The organism is Ancylobacter sp. SL191, from assembly GCF_026625645.1.
In the GTDB taxonomy this organism is placed as follows: domain Bacteria; phylum Pseudomonadota; class Alphaproteobacteria; order Rhizobiales; family Xanthobacteraceae; genus Ancylobacter.
On record NZ_CP113056.1, the window covers coordinates 3,916,637 to 3,935,142 of the forward strand.

Here is an 18,506-nt window from a genome sequence, read left to right on the forward strand (position 1 = left end):
CGGCAGGTTACGTTGGGATTAAGCCGGCCGGTTCCGGCGGGCATCGGCGCCGGGAGATCACGCAAAGACAGGCGGACGGAGAGATGCGCGCGGGGATCCGCCCCCGCGCGCATGAAAAGGCTCAGCCGTTCTGCGCCTCGACCACCGCGATGGCGGTCATGTTGACCACGCCGCGCGCGGTCACCGAGGGGGTCAGCACATGCGCCGGGCGCGCGGTGCCGAGCAGGATCGGGCCAACGGGGAGCGCGTCGCCGAACACCTTCACCATCTGGTAGGCGATGTTGGCGGCGTCGAGATTGGGCATGACGAGAATGTTGGCCACGCCCTGCAGGCGCGAGCCCGGCATCACCCGCTCGCGCATCTCCGGCACCAGCGCGCTGTCGCCTTCCATCTCGCCATCGACCATCAGGTCCGGCGCCTTGTCGAGGATGAGGTCGAGCGTCGCGCGCATCTTCACCGCGCCCGCATCGTCGCGCGAGCCGAAGTCGGAATGCGAGAGCAGCGCCACTTTCGGCTCTATGCCGAAGCGCTTCACATGCGCCGCCGAGAGGATGGCCATCTCGGCGAGATCCTCGGCGCTCGGGTCCGTCGTGATCTGCGTGTCGCAGAGGAAGAAGGCGCCCTTCTGTGTCAGCAACATGGAGAGCGCGGCCACATCGCGCACGCCCGGCGCGAGGCCGATAATGGTGCGAATGTGGCGCAAATGGCGGATGAACCGCCCCTCGACGCCGCACAGCATGGTGTCGGCATCGCCCCGCACCACCGCCAGCGCGGCGATCACGGTCGGGGTGGTGCGCACCAGCGTGCGGGCGAGTTCCGGCGTCACGCCGCGGCGGCCGGCGCGCTCGACATAGGTCTGCACATAGTCGCGGTAGCGCGGGTCGTCCTCGGGGTTGATGAGGTCGAACTCGACGCCCGGACGGATGGAGAGGCCGAAGCGCTCCAGCCGCGTCTCCACCACGGAGGGGCGGCCGATCAGGATCGGGCGGGCGATGCCCTCCTCCACCACCACCTGCGCCGCGCGCAGGATGCGCTCATCCTCACCCTCGGCGTAGATCACGCGCTTGGGCGCCTGACGGGCGAGGGTGAAGATCGGCTTCATCACGAGGCCGGAGCGGAAGACGAAGCGGTCGAGCTGCTCCTGATAGGCGTCGAAATCGGCGATCGGCCGCTTGGCCACGCCCGATTCCATCGCCGCGCGCGCCACCGCCGGCGCCACGCGCAGGATGAGGCGCGGGTCGAAGGGCGAGGGAATGAGCGAGGTCGCGCCGAACACCGGCGTCTCGCCGCCATAGGCGCGGGCCACCACGTCGGAGGGCGTGTCGCGCGCCAGCTCGGCGATGGCGTGAACGGCGGCGATCTTCATCGCCTCGTTGATCTGCGTCGCGGCGGCATCGAGCGCGCCACGGAAGATGAAGGGGAAGCACAGGACGTTGTTGACCTGGTTCGGGAAGTCCGACCGGCCGGTGCAGATCATCGCGTCCGGGCGCGCCTCGCGGGCGAGGTCGGGCATGATCTCGGGCGTCGGGTTGGCCAGCGCCATGATGAGCGGACGGTCCGCCATCGCCTTCAGCATCTCCGGCTTCAGCACGCCGCCGGCGGAGAGGCCGATGAAGATGTCGGCGCCGGCGATCGCCTCGGCGAGCGTGCGGGCCTCGGTGTTCTGGGCGAAGGCGCCCTTATAGGGGTCCATCAGCACGGTGCGGCCTTCATAGACCACGCCCTCGATGTCGGTGACCCAGATGTTCTCGCGCTTGGCGCCCATGGAGAGCAGCAGCCGCAGCGTGGCGATGGCCGCCGCGCCGGCGCCGGAGGTGACGATCTTCACCTCCTCCAGCTTCTTGCCGCCAATATGCAGCGCATTGACGATGGCGGCGGCGACGATGATCGCGGTGCCGTGCTGGTCGTCATGGAAGACGGGAATGCCCATCTTCTCGCGCAGCCGCTCCTCGATCTCGAAGCACTCGGGTGCCTTGATGTCCTCGAGGTTGATGCCGCCAAAGGTCGGCTCCAGCGCGGCGACGACGCTCACCACATGGTCGGGCTCGAGCGCGTTGATCTCGATGTCGAACACATCGATGCCGGCAAACTTCTTGAAGAGGACGGCCTTGCCCTCCATCACCGGTTTCGAGGCTTCCGGGCCGATATTGCCGAGCCCGAGCACCGCCGTGCCGTTGGACACTACCGCCACGAGATTCTGCCGGCCGGTCAGTTCGGCGACGAGTTCCTTGTCGGCGGCGATCGCCTCGCACACCGCGGCGACGCCGGGCGTATAGGCCAGCGCCAGGTCGCGCTGATTGGCGAGCGGCTTGGTCGGCTGGATCTCCAGCTTCCCCGGACGGGGCAGGCGGTGATAGACCAGCGCCCCTGAGCGCAGGTCATCGGAAATGTACGAGGCCATGGCGATTCCTTCCCCCGGAACTGGCGGTACGGCGTGGGGCTCTCTTGTGCCGTACACCGAGTTGCCGATTTTGTAATGCCCGCCTTTCGACGGTCAGGTAAGCTTACTCATCAAAGCGGCCGCCGGACGAGACCAACCACCCGCGCGTACCGTCACTTTTCAGGTCGTATTCTCATGCGCAAGACTTTTGTCGTCGCGACCGCCGCCCTGCTCGTCGCTCTGGTCGGCGGCTACTTCGCGCTCGGCGCCATCGTGAACCATTTCGCCCGCCGGCAGGTGGACGCCCTGTTCGCCGATCTCGGCGCGGCGGGGATCGAGGCGCATCGCGGCGAGGTGCGCTTCGACCTGTTCAAGGGTCATTTCGAGATCGAAAATGTCTCCTTCACCTCGCCCGGCCAGGGCTCGCTGAAGCTGACCTCGCTGGTCGCCGACGGGCTGACCCGCCCGGATGACCGCCGCTTCACCGCCCGGCAGATCGACATTCACGACCTCTCCTTCGACGGCCCGGCCCCGCTCGCGCCCATGGTCGACATCAGCTACCGCGCGCCGAAGATCGAGATCACCGGCGTCGAGGGCCCGACCGTCGTCACCCCGGATGGCACCGAGCCGGCGCAGATCGCGCTCGCCGTGCTGGAGGCGCTGAAGGTGCAGCGCGTCGCCATCCCGGAATCGCTGGTCACCACCCGCTCAGGCACCGGCAATGACCGGCTGGAGACCGACGTCACCCATGGCGCGGTCGCGCTGGAGGACATCGCCGGCGGGCGCGTGGCGCGCGCCAGCATCGCACCCTCGCGCTTCACCGCGGGCGGCGCGCCGGCCAATGCCGCCACCGGCCGGGTCGGACGCGTCAGCATCGAGACCATCGACGTCGCCGCCCTGCTGATCCTGCTCGACCCGCAGCGCCGCGCGCGGGAAGAAAACTACCGCACGCTCTACGGCACGGTGAAAGTCGACGGCTATGAGCTGAAGGCCGATAGCGGACTCACCCAGCGCTGGAGCACGATCGAGATCGCCGACGTCGCCATCCGCCCCTCGGCCATTCCCGCCGAGGAACTGCTGGCGAGCGGCCAGCGCATCCAGCAGCTTGCCGCCAAGGGCGAGCAGCCCGCGCCCGCCGAGATGGCCGCCATGCTCCGCGCAATGGCCGCCACCTATGATGGGCTGCGCATCCGCGCCATCGCATTCAAGGACATGACGGCGCTGGAGGCCGACGGCACCAAGGTGGAGCTCGCCGCGCTCACCGCCGGCCCGCTCAATGAGGGAAAGCTCGACAGCCTCGCCCTCGACCGGCTGAAGGGCACCGAGGCCGACGGCAGCAGCTTCCATCTCGACACGCTGAAAATCGGCGGGCTGCGGCCCGGCGCCATCATGGAACTCGCCGCCGACGCAGCCGAAAGCCCGGAGGCGACCCGCGACATCGCCTGGCTGATGCGGCTGTTCGGCATTGTCAGCAGCTTCACGCTGGAAGGCGCCGAGGCCCCCGTGGAGAAGGGCGGCGAACCGGTGGTGATCGACCGGGCGAGCCTGTCCTGGAGCGGGGAGACCGACGCCCTGCCGACCCGCATGGCCGCCTCGCTGCGCGTGACCGGCCCCACCGCCGCCTTCGCCGCCGACAAGCCGGTCTTCGCGCTGGTGCCGGACGGCATGCAGCGCGCCAGCGTCGCGCTGGACATTGGTGGGGAGTGGAACGAGGCGGCGAGCACCCTCACCCTCGCCCCGCTCTATGCCGAGGTGTCGGATGCCTTCGCCCTCTCGGTGAAGCTGTCGCTGAGCGATGTCGATGACGCGCTGTTCTCGCCGCAGCCGGACGAGGCGCTGGCCGGCGCGCTCGGCGCGAGCCTCGCCGCGCTGGAGATCACCGTCTCCGATGCCGGCATCTATGAGCGCAAGCTGGAGGAAGCCGCCAAGCAGCAGGACATGGAGCCGGAGGCGCTGCGCCAGCTCCTCGCCGGCTTCGCCGAGCTGCTGCTGGCCCAGACGGTGGCCGACCGCCCGGACCTCGAGCCCGCCACGCAGGCGCTGGTCGCCTTCATCCAGAAGCCGCTCTCCACCCTCTCGCTGCGCATCACCCCCCGCCACGAGCAACTGCCGGTGATGACCATCGTCGAAGCCGTGGAATCCGGCGAACCGCTCGGCCTGATCGACGAAATCAACGTCCAGCTCACCCAGCCTTTGAGCCCGGTGACGCCGTAGGGAGCCGGGGAGACGCGGGTGTAAGGACGGAGCGATTCCGCGAGACGCAGCGTGCGAGGCCGCACCCTGTAAACGTCATCCCGGCCGAAGCGCAGCGGAGAGCCGGGATCGCGACCCGCTCTTACTGGAGCAAGCGATCCCGGATCGGCCTTCAACCGTCCGGGATGACGGTGCGAGGGACGTCCCCTCACCCGCGCGCGATGCGGACGCGGTTGTCGTGGAAGGCGGCGCCGCCGACGGGGGCGACGGGGTCGGCGCCGGTCAGGCTGTTGATGCCCTGCCCGCCCGCATGGGCGCGGTTGGGCCAGATCGATTCCGCCACCACCACGCCGCGCCGCAGCCCGTCGAAGATCTGCACATGCAGCAGCACCTCGCCGCGCGCGCTGGTGACGCGGGCGAGATCGCCCGTGGCGAGGCCGAGCGCCGCCGCGTCCTCCGGGTGGATCATCAGCTCGGGCCGCTTCTCGCGCGCGACCGAGCTCGGCGTCTCCGTGAAGGTCGAGTTGAGGAAGGTCCGCGCCGGCGAGGTTACCAGCCGGAACGGGTACGCCTCATTCGCTTCCTCGATGACCGCCCAATGGTCCGGCCATTCCGGCATCTGGGTGTACGGCCCCATCTTGGCCGGGGCGGCATAGGGCACCTTGGCCCAGTTGGGCTTGAGGCGGAACTTGCCGTCCGGCCAGTTGAAGCCTTTGAGGTAATGCGCCGTGGCGAAATCCGGCTGCACGTCGAGGAAGCGCTTGTCCTCCAGCTCCTCGAGCGTGCCACGCCCGGTCGCCTGCAGCGTCCAGTCGATGATCTCCCGCGGGTTCATCGCGAAGCCGCGATGCTCCGCCCCGAGCCGGCCGGCGAGCGCGCCGATGACCTCGTGATTGGAGCGGCACTCGCCGGGCGGCTCGACCAGCTTGGGGCCGAGGATGACATATTGGTTGCCGCCGCCCTGATAGAGGTCGTCATGCTCGGTGAACATGGTCGCCGGCAGCACGATGTCCGCCATCGCCGCCGTCTCGGTCATGAACTGCTCATGCACCGCGAGGAACAGATCCTCGCGCGCGAACCCCGCCCGCACCCGCGCCTGATCGGGCGCGACCGAGACCGGGTTGGTGTTCTGAATGAGCATGGCTGTGACGGGAGGCCCACCCGCCAGCGCCTCGGCGTCGCCCGTCAGGATCGCGCCGATGCGCGACTGGTCGAGTTGGCGGCCCGGACGGGGGCGCGACTCACTGGCCACATCGGCCTGACCGTTCACCTCACTGGCCTGACTGGTCACCCCATCGGACCGGGGGGTGAGCAGATCCAGGCCCTCGATCAGCGTCTTGTTCCAACGGTAGATCGCCGAATTGGTGTGGAAGGCGCCGCCACCCTCATGCTGCCAGGCGCCGGTCACGGTCGGGATGCAGGTGACCGCGTGCATCGCCACCGCGCCGTTGCGCGAGCGGGTAAAACCATACCCGGCGCGGATGAAGGTCTTCGCCGTGCGGCCGATCGCGTGGGCGAAGGCCTCGATCTCGGCGGCCGGCAGGCCGGTGATGGCTTCCGCCCATTGCGGCGTGCGATCCTGGAGATGGGCTTCAAGACCGGCAGGATCGTCAGCGAAATCAGCGAGATAGGCGCGGTCGGCGAGATTGTCGCGGAACAGCACATGCATGATCGCGCAGGCGAGCGCGGCATCGGTGCCCGGCCGGATCAGCACGGGGATGTCTGCCTGCTCCATGGTCGGCGAGCGGTATACATCCACCACCGCGATCTTCGCGCCGCGCTCCTTGCGGGCGCGGATGGCGTGGGTCATCACATTGACCTGCGTCGCCACGGGGTTGGTGCCCCAGATCACCACCAGGTCGGCCTTGGCGATCTCGCGCGGGTCCGGCCCGGCGAGACGACCGGTGCCGGCCATGAAGCCGCTCCACGCCGGATTGACACAAATCGTTGAGAAGAAACGCGAATAGCCCATCGCATGGGTCAGCCGGTTGATGCCGTCGCGCATCACCAGCCCCATCGTGCCGGCATAATAATACGGCCAGACGGTCTCCGGTCCGTGCATCCGGGCGGCCCTATCGAAACGATCGGCGATCTCGTCCAGCGCCTCGTCCCACCCTATCGGGGCGAAACGCCCCTCCCCCTTGGCGCCGATGCGGCGCAAAGGCTGGGTCAGACGGCCGGGATGATGCGCGCGCTCAGAGTATCTGGCTACCTTCGCGCAGATGACGCCGGCGGTGTAGCTGTTGTCGCGCGAGCCACGCACCCGGCCGATGCGCCCGCCGGAGATGTCGATCTCCAGCGCGCAGGTCGACGGGCAGTCATGCGGGCAGGCGGAATAGCCGGTGTGGCTGGGCAGGCTGTGCTGATTCATGAAAAAGGCGCTCCGCCAGCATCCTAGCGGAGCGCCCCATCTTTTTACATCACGGCGTTAGGCCAACGCCGCAAAGGCTCAGTGCGAGCCGACCGCCGCCGCCGAACGGCGGTTCTTCACGATCCAGCCAAAAGCCAGCACGAAGGCCGCGCCGACCACAGCCGCGAGATAATGCGGCAGCGGGGCCGGCTTGAGACCCACCGGATCCTCGGGATCGGCGATGGTCTCGACCAGGTTCGGGCCCAGGCCCTGCATGGTTTCCAGCACGATCTTGTCGCTGACCAGCATTTCGCCGGCGATCCAGCCGAGCAGCGCCGCGCCGAACCAGATGAGGATCGGGAAGCGCGAGATCAGCTTCAGGATGAGCTGCGAGCCGAAGATGATCAGCGGGATGGTGAGCAGCAGGCCGAAGATGAACAGCTCGGCATGGCCACGGGCGGCGGCGGCGATGGCGACGACATTGTCGAGGCTCATCACGGCGTCGGCGATGGCGATGGTGCGCACGGCCTTCCACAGGCTGTCCGCGCCCTCGACATGGTGCCCCTCGCCACCCTCGTCGAGCACGAGCTTGATGGCGATCCAGAACAGCAGCAGGCCACCGACAACCTTCAGCAGCGGCACGCCAAGCATGTAGGACACGACCAGCGCGAAGATGATGCGCAGGCCGACCGCCGCACCGGCGCCGAGCAGGATGCCCCATTTGCGCTGCTTCTCCGGCAGCGAGCGGCAGGCCAGCGCGATGACGACGGCATTGTCGCCGGACAGCAACAGGTCGATCCAGATGATTTGCAGCAGAGCTACCCAGAAGATAGGGCTTGAAAAATCCATAGGTCCTCTCCGGTCGTCGAGAATTCGAAATCAGCGTGAACCGGACCCTCCATCTGGCATACCTTGTTATGTATGCCAGATTTCACCCCTGAAACTGAAAGCGCCCGCGACGGATGAGGTCGCGGGCGCTTCAGGGAGGGAACCCGGTTAGGTCATCAGGCGTGCGTCCCGGAAGAATGCGCCCCGCGACGCAGGCGCGTCAGGGCCCAGCCGAGCGCCAGCACAACCACCGCGCCCGCAGCTGCAGCGGCGTATTCGTAGTGGTGGACGACAGCCTCACCGAAGTAATCCAACACCTTCACGTCGGAGACGAACATCTCGCCCGCGACCCAGCCGAGCAGGGCCGCACCAGCCCAGACCAGGAAGGGGAAGCGCGCCAGCAGGCCCATGATGAGCGCCGCGCCGGCGATGATCATCGGGATGGAGATGACGAGGCCGATGATGATGAGCGTCCAGTCGCCATCGGCGACGGCGGCGATGGCGACGACATTGTCGAGGCTCATCACAAGGTCGGCGACCGCGATGGTGCCAACGGCGCGCCACAGGCTGTCATGCGCGGCCACGCCGCCCTCTTCGCCTTCCGCCTCCGGCACGACGAGATCGACGGCGATGTACATCAGCGCCAGCGAGCCGACGATGCGCAGCCAGGGCAGACCGAGCAGCACGGCAATGATGGCGGTGAAGACGATGCGCATGCCAACGGCGACACCCGCGCCGAGAATCATGCCCGTGCGGCGCATCTTGTCGGGGAGCGACCGACACGCCATGGCGATAACGACGGCGTTGTCGCCGGACAGCAGCACGTTGATCCAGATGATCTTCATCAGTGCCAGCCAGAAAAGCGGCTCAAGATAATTCATTATGGTTCCCTCACCTCGTTCCGCGCGCGGACGAGACTCTCTTGATTGGTTCAAGCGGCGTTGGCGCGCCGTGCAAAGGTGAGGCAAGAGGAGGTGGCTCCGGCGGGCCCACTCCCGGGCGCTCTTGGCGCGCCAAATCGGCTTTCCCCGCTGCGGGCCACTTCTCCTGTGGCCGGACCCCCGCAGCGCCCATGAGTGGGAACATACATAATAATCTATGCGCCCGCCAACCCCTTCTGCACCATTTCGTGAGTTAATTGAGTTGATGATGCTGCAGGCGCTCATGTTTACGCTGCCGCGCACAAGAAAAGCCCCGCCCGGTTGCCCGGACGGGGCCTGAACTCAGCGTAATCAGCTGCGAAGACTGAGGATCAGCCGACGATCTCGTTGCCCGCGAAGAACTGGGCGATCTCGATCGCGGCGTTCTCGAGGCTGTCCGAACCGTGGGCCGAGTTCTCACCGACGGAGAGGGCGAAGTCCTTGCGGATGGTGCCCTCGGCGGCGTTGGCCGGGTTGGTGGCGCCCATCACGTCGCGGTACTTGGCAACCGCGCCTTCGCCTTCCAGCACCTGCACGACGATCGGGCCGGAGATCATGAAGTCCACGAGCTCACCGAAGAAGGGGCGCTCCTTGTGGACGGCGTAGAAGGTCTCGGCCTGAGCGCGGGTGAGCAGGATGCGCTTCTGCGCGATGATGCGCAGGCCGGCCTTCTCGATATAGGCGTTGATGGCGCCCGTCAGGTTGCGCTGGGTCGCGTCGGGCTTGAGGATCGAAAAGGTGCGCTCGAGCGCCATGGTCGTCTTCCTTGAAAGTGTGGGGAATGCGTGATCGAGGCGGCTTATAGCGGGGGCTCCCGGTCCCGACAAGACGCCCGGCGCATCATGGCGCGCCGCCATGCCAAGGCTCCTTTTGGCTGCCGGGCGGGACAGCCCGTATCGAGGCCCCGCGCCCGTCAAAAAAGACCGCGGAATGGGCTGGAACACAGCTGCGTGCACCGACGAAAGTTCCGGGCGTTCGCGGCTTGTGGGAAAGGAGGGTGAGGCGCATCTGTTCGGCGCCAAGGCCAGATCCTTCCCGCCCCATGCCCCGAAAGCCCGCGTGATGACGAAGTATGCGTTCCCTGTGCTTGGCGCCCTCCTGCTGCTGGGCGGCGCCCTGCTCCTCCCGCGTTTGACCTCGGCGGGAGCCAGCGCCGGTACGGGCGCGCCGGCCATCACGACCAAGGAGCAGACCGAGCCGCAGCCGCCCGGCTACCGGAGCTGCTACCAGGAGCGCAGCTTTATCGCCTCCGGCACGCCGCGGTTCGAAACCCGGCGCCGTTGCGTATTCGACGAGTAATCGCGCTTCACGACTTCATGATCGATCCTTGGAACCTTCTGCCCCGTACCCACGTTAAGTCACCGTTAACGAAGCGCATGAGGCCACCACGGATGAACGAAGGCGTCGTTGTTCGTTCTCTTCAGCCAGCCGTCCAACGCGGCCGGCAGCGGCCTCGTGTGCGAGGAAAATGTGCCGAGGTACGGCGTCACAGTGAGCGTAACCCCGTGAGTTCTTGGGAAGGCGTGCGTTTCTAACGGTCCGGTGGCTGCTCCACCGGGAGGTGGAAGGAGCCGGATATGTTGAAAACCGTGATGATCAGTGCTGTTGCGGCGGTCATGGGCTTCAGCGCTCTGTATGTGGGCGCGGCCTCGGCCACCGGTTACTTCAAGCGTCAGCCGCAGGTGGCGACGGTCGATATTCCGACCGAACCGGTTGCGGGTGATTGCGTGATGCAGACGCGCTGGATGAGCGACGCGGGCCGTATGGTCCAGGTCGAGCGCCCGGTCTGCTACTGAGATTTCAGGAATAGGCTCGCGGCATCCCCCACTCCCCCAAGCCCCGACGCGAGCCCATACGCCCCGGCTCCTCCCCCCAAGGAGCCGGGGCATTCTTTTTACCCACGCCCCCGCGCGAAGATGAACACCGGCCAACGGCGCGTTCAGCCACCGTTGCAGCTGGCTTTGTCATGGTGACGGCGTTCCGAAATCGGAACGCCCTACCGGACACAGCCAGTACCGCCGACCCGGTGCTGCGTTCGGCGAGCCCGGCCCCGGCTGTTCGCAGCGGGGCCGGGATCAGCCCTCGCCCCCCGAAGAAACCATCCATCGTTTTCGCGCACGCGCGGCATTTCAATTTGGAATTGGCGTCCCCGCGCGCACCTGCGGCAGAGTTGGCCCACACGCTCGAGGGCCGCTCATGCCGATATCCATCTCCGCCGCGCCGTCAGCCAGCGATGACACGATGGTGCAAAGATACCTCAATTTCGCGGATTACAACCGCTGGGCCAATGCCCGACTCTATGCCGCCGCCGCCCGACTGAGCCCGGATGAGTTTCGCGCCGACCGTGGCGCCTTTTTCGGCTCGGTATGCGGCACGCTCAACCATCTTCTGGCGACCGACCGCATCTGGCTACGCCGCATCACCGGCACGGGCGAGGCGCCGAACCGGCTGGATGCCCAGCTTTTCGACACCTTCAAGGATCTTGCCGGCGCCCGCGCGGTGGAGGATACCCGGATCACCGATCTCGCGGCGTCGCTGACGCCCGAGCTTCTGCTGGCGCCCATCACCTATGCCAATATGACCGGGGTGCAGTTCACCCAGCCGTTCTGGACCGTGCTGGACCACCTGTTCAATCACCAGACCCACCATCGCGGGCAGGTCCACACGCTGCTGACCATCCTGGGCGGCCCGGAAGCTGGCCCCTCGCTCGACCTCATCGCCCGGCAGCGGGAGATCGACATCGCCCGGCCGCTGTGACGGCCGAGCGGCAGCATAACACCGTCGAATAATGGGGCTGGCGGCACTTCCGCCGCCCTCCCCCTTGCCGCACCGTGCTCCGCGCGGCACAAGACGCGCATGATCACCTTCGACGACATTTCGCTGCGCGTGGCCGGCCGGCTGCTCATCGATCACGCCTCCGTCTTCATCCCCGAGGGCGCGCGGGTCGGCCTTGTCGGGCGCAACGGCACCGGCAAGACGACACTGTTTCGCGCCATTACCGGCCATTTGTCGCTGGAGACCGGCGACATCCGCCTGCCGGGCGCCGCCCGCATCGGCCAGGTCGCGCAGGAGGCACCTGCCGGGCCCGAGCGGCTGATCGATGTCGTGCTCGCCGCCGACACCGAGCGCGCGCGGCTGCTGAAGGAACGCGAGAGCGCGAGCGATCCCGGCCGCATCGCCGATATCGAATTGCGCCTCGTCGATATCGACGCCCATGCCGCCCCGGCGCGCGCCGCGCGCATCCTCGCCGGCCTCGGCTTTGATGAGGCGGCGCAACAGCGGGCCTGCGCGGAATTTTCCGGCGGTTGGCGGATGCGCGTGGCGCTCGCCGCCGTGCTGTTCGCCGAGCCCGACCTGCTGCTGCTCGACGAACCCACCAATTATCTCGACCTTGAAGGCACGCTCTGGCTGCAGGACTACCTCGCGCACTACCCGCGCACCGTTCTGATCGTCAGCCATGATCGCGAGCTGCTGAATCAGTCGGTCTCCTTCATCCTGCATCTCGACCAGCGCAAACTCACCCTGTGGCGCGGCGGCTATGACAGCTTCGAGCGCCAGCGGGCGGACAAGCTGGCCGTGGACCAGAAGGCGCGGATGAAGCAGGAGGCCAAGCGCAAGCATATGGAGGCCTTCGTCCAGCGCTTCCGCGCCAAGGCAACCAAGGCGCGGCAGGCGCAGTCACGACTGAAGGCGCTGGCGCGCATGGCGCCGATCGCCGAAGCGGTGGGCGAGGCGGCCGCCGCCATCTCCATCCGCCACCCCGAGCGCCAGCTCTCCCCGCCCATTCTAACGCTCGACGGGGTGTCGGCGGGCTATGAGCCGGGCAAGCCGATCCTCAAGAACCTGACGCTGCGCATCGACCATGACGACCGCATCGCCCTCCTCGGTCCGAACGGCAATGGCAAGTCCACCTTCGCCAAGCTGATCTCGGATCGGCTGGCCCCGCTCGGTGGTCGCATGGTGAAGGCCGGTGGGCTAGAGATCGCCTATCTCGCCCAGCACCAGCTCGACGAACTCATCGCCGAGGACACGGTCTATGACCATGTGCGGCGCCTGATGCCGGACGCACCGGAGGCGAAGGTCCGGGCGCGCGCGGCCGAGATGGGATTTTCCGGCGAACCGGCCAACACGAAGATCGCCGCGCTGTCGGGCGGGGAGAAGGCGCGCCTGCTGCTCGGACTGGCGGCTTTTCGCGGGCCGCATCTGCTTATTCTCGACGAGCCGACCAACCATCTCGACATCACCGCACGCCAGGCGCTGGTGGAGGCATTGAACGAGTTTCCCGGCGCCGTGATCCTCATCAGCCATGACCGCTCGCTGCTCGATGCCGCTGCCGAGCGGCTTTGGCTGGTCGCAGACGGCACGGTGCGGCCCTATGAGGGCGATCTCGACGAGTATCAGCAGCTCGTCCTGCGTCGGTCGCCTCCCAAGGAGACGGCCCGGAAAGACGACGAGGCGAGGCCCGCCGCGCCGAAGCGCCCTGCCCTTGGCCCTCTGCGCAAGCAGATCAAGGAGGCGGAGACGGCCATGGCGAAGCTGGAGACAGAGCTGGCGGCGCTCGACGCCAAGCTCGGCGCGCCCGGCCTCTATGAGAAAGATCCGCGCGAAGCCGCCCGCCTCGCCACTAGCCGTGGCGCCTGCGGCGAGAAGCTGGCGGAGGCGGAAGAGCGCTGGATCACGCTATCCGCGCAGCTCGAAGAGCTGGAAGCGCAGTCTTAGACGAGAGCCCCGCTATCAGACCGCAAGCCGGTCCGCGCGGAAGCGTGCGCCGGGGCGGATAGGCACGCGCCTCGCCCGACATGCTTCGAGACTACGCGAACCGGCGGGAGCGCCCGAGGACTCGCCACGTCAGGTCATCACGCACAACACAAAAAGAAACCCCGGCCGCAAGGCCGGGGTTTCCATCACGTCAGAGACTGACGAGATCAGAACGAACGACGGACCGACAGGATGACCTGGTTGAAGTCCGAGGAGTTCACGAAGTTGCCGAGATCGTCTTCGATCGGGGCGTCGTAGTTGGCTTCGCCGTAGGTGTACTGAGCAACGAAGAGGAGGCCCTTGACCGGGGTCCAGTTCAGGCTGGCGCCCACGTTGAAGAGGCTCATGCTGGAGACCGAACCGTCCCAAGCAGCCGACGGGACGTCGAGCTCGCCGTAGTTACCGAACAGCACGCCGTAGACCGACGGGGTGAAGTAGTGGGTCAGCTCGCCGGCAACAGTCCAGGCCGTGGCGGCTTCGTAGTCGCCGGTGGCCGGGTTGTAGTAGGAGTCGGCGAATTCGAAGGTGCTCAGCTGAGCGTAGCTGCCGGTGATGCCGGTGTACTCGATCGCGCCATCGCCGTAGGTGGCTTCGATGTACAGGGTGTCACCCTCGCCGAGAGCGTTCAGGTTGAACTTGACGCCGCCGAGGACGCCCCAACCGATGTCGTCACCGCTGGTGCCAATGCCGAGAACGTCGTAGTTCTCGTCGTTGATCTGACGGACGACGCCGGAGACCTGGAAGCCGCCCCACTCGCCTTCGTAGTTGATGTTACCGACGAGGGCCGGGAGATCCTGACCAACGTTCGAGTAACCGACGTCGAGGTCATACACGCCGTTGGAACGGGTGCTGTCGTCTTCGATCGAGATCGTGGCCGTGAAGCCATTGCCGAAGTCAGCGGTGTAAGCGGCGACGGTGGCGTTCTCGTCCGAGGTCAGCTCGACCGAGTCGATACCCCAAACGTTGTTGTCGGCGTAGTAGTCGTAGAACGACTGAACCTTACCGAAGGTGAAGCCGGCGAACTGGATGTACGCCTTGTCGAGGCTCGGCGAGGTCGACTCACCGTAGGTCAGGCGATACTCGAGGTAGGAACGGAGCGTGCCGTACTCGGTCTGGGTGCGGGCGTCCAGACGGATCGCGCCACGGGCCAGGAAGTAGGTGTCGTCCTGCTCGTCGGACACAGCGTTCGACTGATCGAGGTAGTTATAGTCGGTCTGCACGAAGCCACCGACCTTGAGGCAGGTGTCCGAGCCGGGGATGTAGTAGAAGCCCGCGCCGTAGGTGGAGCAGATCTTCACATATTCAGCAGCCTTCGCCTTCACAGGCAGATCGGCCGCCGCAGCAGTCCCGACCATCGCGAGCCCGGCGACCGAACCGAGCAGTACATTCTTCATGACCGTCTTCAATTTCATTCTCCCCCAAATTGGACCAATGTTGGGTTTTCGATTGTCAGGATCCGCCGCAACCCGCGACATCCGTGGACGATATTGTTTGAAAGCCCTGGGAGGTGCAAAGCCAAAGTGGCTCCAAACAGGGCCTCGGGGCCATTCGGCAACCGAGTGTTGCTATCTGGACACAATTTTCACGGCCCCGACGGCCGCTTTTGCGCTTTCGGCGGCAAAGTAGAAAGCTATGGTAAATCAAGGCTTAACGGGAATCGAGGGCAGCGACGGTCGCACAGAATGTGGCGATTGGCGCCTCGAAGCGGCCCGGTTTCAGCGCTGGACCCAGCGCCCCTCGGCCGTCTGCTGCCAATAGGCGACGGCGTGTCCGGCCGCCTTTGCGGCGCGCCATTGCGCCCGCGCATGGTCGATTTCGTCGGGATCGGCGCCATCGAAGAGGTGAATCACCCGCGTATAGGCGCCGATATCGCCGGCCGTGGCGCGTTCGATGAAGAATCGCACGGCCGCACCGTTGGGATTCGCCTCTTCCGTGGTGAGGAGAATCGGCTGGCGGGCCGACTCGGGCTGCCGGTCGGTGCCGTGCGGCAGGAAGGACGCGTCGTCATAGGTCCAGAGAATCTGGTCGAGCGCGTCGATCCGCTCGGGGGAGGACGCCTGCACGATGCAGCGCCAGCCGCGCTCGAGGCACTTCTCCAGCAATTGCGGCAGGGCGCCCTCAAGCGGGCGCCCCTGCAAGTGATAGAAGAAGACCTCGGCCATGCGCGCGGCGTCCGGCTCAGGCTTCGTAATGGTCGGCGACGAACTGGTCGAGCAGCCGCACACCCCAGCCGCCGCCCCAGCTCCGGTTGAACTCGCTGGTCGGGGAGTTGATGGCGGTGCCGGCGATGTCGAGATGCACCCACGGCACATCGCCGACGAAGCGCTTGAGGAACTGTGCCGCGGTGATGGAGCCACCGAAGCGCCCGCCGGTGTTCTTCATGTCGGCGAATTTCGAATCCACCAGCTTGTCGTACTCGGCCGAAAGCGGCATGCGCCACACCTTCTCGCCGGTCGCCTGCCCGGCGCTGGCCAGCCGCTCGGCCAGCGTATCGTCATTGGCAAACAGGCCGGCATGCTCGGTGCCCAGCGCCACCATGATGGCGCCGGTGAGCGTGGCGAGGTCGATCATGAACTGCGGCTTGAAGCGCTCCTTGGCGTACCAGAGCACATCGCCCAGCACGAGCCGGCCTTCCGCATCGGTGTTGATGATCTCGATGGTCTGGCCGGACATGGAGGTGACGATGTCACCCGGGCGCTGGGCGTTGCCGTCCGGCATGTTCTCCACGAGGCCGATCAGGCCCACTGCGTTGACCTTCGCCTTGCGGCTGGCCAGCGCGTGCATGAGGCCGACCACCGTGGCCGCGCCGCCCATGTCGCCCTTCATATCTTCCATGCCGGCGGCCTGCTTGATGGAGATGCCGCCCGTGTCGAACACCACGCCCTTGCCGACGAAGGCGAGCGGGGCCGAATCGTTCTTGGCGCCATTCCAGCGCATCACCACGACACGGCTCTCCTGCGAGGAGCCCTGGCCGACGCCGAGAAGCGCGCCCATGCCGAGCTTCTTCAGATCCTTCTCGCCGAGCACCTCGACGTCCACGCCGACCTTGGCGAGGTCGCCCGCGCGCTTGGCGAATTCGGTGGGGGTGAGGACGTTGGCCGGCTCGTTGACCAGGTCGCGGGCGATGATGACGCCCTCGCCCACGCCCTCGCGCTTCTTGAAGGCGCGCTTCGCCGCCGCATCGCACTCTATATAAAGAGTGACGCGCGGCTTCGCGGCGGCGTCATCGGACTTCTTCTTCGTCTTGTAGTGATCGAAGGAATAGGCGCGCAGCTTCATGCCGAGCGCGAACTCAGCCACCGCCTCGGGCGAGACTGGCCCGCCGGACAGCGCGAACACGATGCCGACCTCCTTGGCCGAGGCCGACAGGCGCCCCAGCGTGGCGCCGCCGAGCTTCAGCCAGTCGAGCGGCTTCAGCTCTTCCGGCTTGCCGACGCCGACGACGATCAGCCGGGTGGCCTCACTGCCGGCGGGGGCGAGAAGGTCGAGCGCCTTGCCGGACTTGGCGGTGAACCGCTCCGCCTGCGCGGCCCGCGTCACCGTGTCGGCGGCGGCGCCGAGTAGCGCGGAGACCTCCGGTGCGAGTACCAGCCCACCCGCTTCGCCGCCCTCCGCCGCAAGCACGACCACCACGCCCTCGAGCGCGGCCGGGATCTTGGCAAAACTGAATTTCACGGTATCGGACATCGGGGGCACCTTGGCTTGGATCGCACGCAGGCCTTCTGTTTAGCCGAATGTGCGTCCGCCGACGAGGCCCGCGCGACCGCATGGTGAACCGCCCCACCGGGCCGCTGCGTCACCCCGCTCACAAAGCCGCCCCATTTGCACGGCGCCGCGCGGGCGCTTATTGATGAGCCGCTGACGGTCGCCGGGGCGGCGGACGTTACGACGTTGCAACGGGAATCGCCGCTCGATGACTCGACTTGACCGTTACGTGTTCCGCGCGGCCGCCACGGCCTTCATCGGAACGCTGGTCGTCCTAGCCGGCATGATCTGGGTGACGCAGGCGCTGCGCGAACTCGACATCATGACCACGCAGGGCCAGACCATCCTGGCGTTCGTGTTCATCACCAGCCTGGCCTTGCCCGCGCTCATTCTCGGCCTCGCGCCGGCCGCGCTGTTCATCGGCGTCTCGCACACGCTCTTCCGCATGAACACCGATTCGGAAATCGTGGTGGCGAGCTCCGCCGGCATCTCGACGGCGCGCTTCCTGCGCCCTCTGATTGTCCTTGCCCTTATCGTCGCCGCGCTGTGCACCGCGCTGTCCATGGAGCTGGTGCCGGCCGCGCTACGGCAGTTCCGTTACGAGATCAGCCGCGTGCGGGCCGACGTGGTCGCCTTCATCGCCCAGCCCGGCCGTTTCACGCCACTGGCGGACGGCATGGTGTTCAATGTGCGCGAGCGCAATTCGAGCGGCGTGCTCGGCGGCATCTTCATCAACGATGCGCGCAACCCGAACGAGGTCAGCACCTATCTGGCCGATCGCGGCCAGGTGGTGGACAGCCCCGAGGGCACCTTCCTGATTCTCGAGGACGGCGCGATCCACCGCCGCACCACCGGCAAGCCGGACAGCAATGTGGTGGAATTCCAGCGCTACGCCTTCGACCTGTCGCCCTTCACCAGCGGGGCCGACAACACGATGTACCGTGCGCCGGAGCGCTCCTTCCGCGAATTGCTGAGCCCGGACCCGAACGACCCCGCCTATCAGCGCGATCCCGGCCGCTTCACCGAGGAAATCCACCGCCGCCTGTCGCTGCCGCTCTATGTGCTCGCCTTCTTCGGCATCGCGTGCGCCGCGCTCGCCGAGCCGCGGACGACACGCGAGGGGCGCGGGCTGGCGCTGGCGGGAACGGCGCCCTTCGTGATCGTGCTGCAGGTGACGAGCTTCGGGCTCATCAATCAGGTGCGCAACAACCCGGACCTCGTGCCCTTCGTGTATCTCGTGCCCGTGGTCTTCATCATCGGCTCCATCCTGTCGCTGAGCGGGCGCTTCAAGCCGCGCATGCCGCGCGCCGTGAGCCTGTATTTCGACCGCATGGCGCAGCGCGTCGTGCGCGCGACCGTGAACTGAGCGCGC

At 66.9% G+C, this 18,506-nt stretch carries 14 protein-coding genes; 6 read left to right on the forward strand and 8 right to left on the reverse strand.

Annotated features, from left to right (window positions below; translation table 11 throughout):
- Positions 1–121 precede the first annotated feature (121 nt).
- Complete coding sequence (locus tag OU996_RS17925; RefSeq protein ID WP_267582952.1) at positions 122–2,401, reverse strand: NADP-dependent malic enzyme; 2,280 nt, start codon at positions 2,399–2,401, stop codon at positions 122–124.
- A 174-nt stretch (positions 2,402–2,575) separates the two neighbouring features.
- Between OU996_RS17925 and OU996_RS17930 the strand changes: the two genes are divergently transcribed.
- Complete coding sequence (locus OU996_RS17930) at positions 2,576–4,594, forward strand: hypothetical protein (RefSeq protein WP_267582953.1); 2,019 nt, start codon at positions 2,576–2,578, stop codon at positions 4,592–4,594.
- 187 nt (positions 4,595–4,781) lie between these two features.
- Here OU996_RS17930 and OU996_RS17935 read toward each other — a convergent pair whose 3' ends face one another.
- The 4 genes from OU996_RS17935 to ndk all read right to left on the reverse strand — a co-directional run bounded on the left by OU996_RS17935 (position 4,782) and on the right by ndk (position 9,426).
- Entirely contained in the window at positions 4,782–6,944 is a 2,163-nt protein-coding gene (locus OU996_RS17935; protein WP_267582954.1) for a molybdopterin-containing oxidoreductase family protein, read from the reverse strand.
- Positions 6,945–7,022: 78 nt separating this feature from the next.
- The gene (locus OU996_RS17940; protein ID WP_267582955.1) at positions 7,023–7,772 is read right to left on the reverse strand and encodes a TerC family protein; all 750 of its coding nucleotides are present in this window, start codon (positions 7,770–7,772) and stop codon (positions 7,023–7,025) included.
- Between the two features lie 155 nt (positions 7,773–7,927).
- Complete coding sequence (locus tag OU996_RS17945) at positions 7,928–8,632, reverse strand: TerC family protein (RefSeq protein ID WP_267582956.1); 705 nt, start codon at positions 8,630–8,632, stop codon at positions 7,928–7,930.
- A gap of 371 nt (positions 8,633–9,003) precedes the next feature.
- Positions 9,004–9,426: a nucleoside-diphosphate kinase gene (gene ndk / locus OU996_RS17950; RefSeq protein WP_267582957.1), complete on the reverse strand. Its 423-nt coding sequence runs from the start codon at positions 9,424–9,426 to the stop codon at positions 9,004–9,006.
- Between the two features lie 175 nt (positions 9,427–9,601).
- Here ndk and OU996_RS17955 point away from each other — a divergent pair, with 175 nt between their 5' ends.
- The 4 genes from OU996_RS17955 to OU996_RS17970 all read left to right on the forward strand — a co-directional run bounded on the left by OU996_RS17955 (position 9,602) and on the right by OU996_RS17970 (position 13,390).
- Positions 9,602–9,970: a hypothetical protein gene (locus tag OU996_RS17955; RefSeq protein WP_267582958.1), complete on the forward strand. Its 369-nt coding sequence runs from the start codon at positions 9,602–9,604 to the stop codon at positions 9,968–9,970.
- 278 nt (positions 9,971–10,248) lie between these two features.
- Positions 10,249–10,467, forward strand: coding sequence for a hypothetical protein (locus tag OU996_RS17960; RefSeq protein WP_267582959.1), 219 nt, complete (start codon positions 10,249–10,251; stop codon positions 10,465–10,467).
- 445 nt (positions 10,468–10,912) lie between these two features.
- Positions 10,913–11,428, forward strand: a complete 516-nt coding sequence (locus OU996_RS17965) for a DinB family protein (RefSeq protein WP_267585746.1) — start codon at positions 10,913–10,915, stop codon at positions 11,426–11,428.
- 99 nt (positions 11,429–11,527) lie between these two features.
- On the forward strand, positions 11,528–13,390 hold the full coding sequence (locus OU996_RS17970) for an ABC-F family ATP-binding cassette domain-containing protein (RefSeq protein ID WP_267582960.1): 1,863 nt from the start codon (positions 11,528–11,530) through the stop codon (positions 13,388–13,390).
- A 206-nt stretch (positions 13,391–13,596) separates the two neighbouring features.
- On the opposite strand, the gene OU996_RS17975 is transcribed toward OU996_RS17970, so the two are convergent.
- The 3 genes from OU996_RS17975 to OU996_RS17985 all read right to left on the reverse strand — a co-directional run bounded on the left by OU996_RS17975 (position 13,597) and on the right by OU996_RS17985 (position 17,116).
- Positions 13,597–14,841, reverse strand: a complete 1,245-nt coding sequence (locus OU996_RS17975) for a porin (RefSeq protein ID WP_420712649.1) — start codon at positions 14,839–14,841, stop codon at positions 13,597–13,599.
- 303 nt (positions 14,842–15,144) lie between these two features.
- Positions 15,145–15,591 (reverse strand): DNA polymerase III subunit chi, encoded by a 447-nt coding sequence (locus tag OU996_RS17980; protein ID WP_267582962.1) that lies wholly within the window; start codon positions 15,589–15,591, stop codon positions 15,145–15,147.
- Between the two features lie 16 nt (positions 15,592–15,607).
- Positions 15,608–17,116: a leucyl aminopeptidase gene (locus tag OU996_RS17985; protein ID WP_267582963.1), complete on the reverse strand. Its 1,509-nt coding sequence runs from the start codon at positions 17,114–17,116 to the stop codon at positions 15,608–15,610.
- 226 nt (positions 17,117–17,342) lie between these two features.
- Here OU996_RS17985 and lptF point away from each other — a divergent pair, with 226 nt between their 5' ends.
- Positions 17,343–18,500 carry an LPS export ABC transporter permease LptF gene (gene lptF, locus OU996_RS17990; RefSeq protein WP_267582964.1) on the forward strand — a complete coding sequence of 386 codons (1,158 nt, stop codon included), beginning with the start codon at positions 17,343–17,345 and terminating at the stop codon, positions 18,498–18,500.
- Positions 18,501–18,506: the final 6 nt, after the last annotated feature.

Excerpts from the sequence above, each read along its gene's own strand:
- OU996_RS17925 (WP_267582952.1), bottom strand. The coding sequence starts at position 2,401 with ATGGCCTCGTACATTTCCGATGACCTGCGCTCAGGGGCGCTGGTCTAT.
- OU996_RS17930 (WP_267582953.1), top strand. The coding sequence starts at position 2,576 with ATGCGCAAGACTTTTGTCGTCGCGACCGCCGCCCTGCTCGTCGCTCTG.
- OU996_RS17935 (WP_267582954.1), bottom strand. The coding sequence starts at position 6,944 with ATGAATCAGCACAGCCTGCCCAGCCACACCGGCTATTCCGCCTGCCCG.
- OU996_RS17940 (WP_267582955.1), bottom strand. The coding sequence starts at position 7,772 with ATGGATTTTTCAAGCCCTATCTTCTGGGTAGCTCTGCTGCAAATCATC.
- OU996_RS17945 (WP_267582956.1), bottom strand. The coding sequence starts at position 8,632 with ATGAATTATCTTGAGCCGCTTTTCTGGCTGGCACTGATGAAGATCATC.
- ndk (WP_267582957.1), bottom strand. The coding sequence starts at position 9,426 with ATGGCGCTCGAGCGCACCTTTTCGATCCTCAAGCCCGACGCGACCCAG.
- OU996_RS17955 (WP_267582958.1), top strand. The coding sequence starts at position 9,602 with ATGGGCTGGAACACAGCTGCGTGCACCGACGAAAGTTCCGGGCGTTCG.
- OU996_RS17960 (WP_267582959.1), top strand. The coding sequence starts at position 10,249 with ATGTTGAAAACCGTGATGATCAGTGCTGTTGCGGCGGTCATGGGCTTC.
- OU996_RS17965 (WP_267585746.1), top strand. The coding sequence starts at position 10,913 with ATGGTGCAAAGATACCTCAATTTCGCGGATTACAACCGCTGGGCCAAT.
- OU996_RS17970 (WP_267582960.1), top strand. The coding sequence starts at position 11,528 with ATGATCACCTTCGACGACATTTCGCTGCGCGTGGCCGGCCGGCTGCTC.
- OU996_RS17975 (WP_420712649.1), bottom strand. The coding sequence starts at position 14,841 with ATGAAATTGAAGACGGTCATGAAGAATGTACTGCTCGGTTCGGTCGCC.
- OU996_RS17980 (WP_267582962.1), bottom strand. The coding sequence starts at position 15,591 with ATGGCCGAGGTCTTCTTCTATCACTTGCAGGGGCGCCCGCTTGAGGGC.
- OU996_RS17985 (WP_267582963.1), bottom strand. The coding sequence starts at position 17,116 with ATGTCCGATACCGTGAAATTCAGTTTTGCCAAGATCCCGGCCGCGCTC.
- lptF (WP_267582964.1), top strand. The coding sequence starts at position 17,343 with ATGACTCGACTTGACCGTTACGTGTTCCGCGCGGCCGCCACGGCCTTC.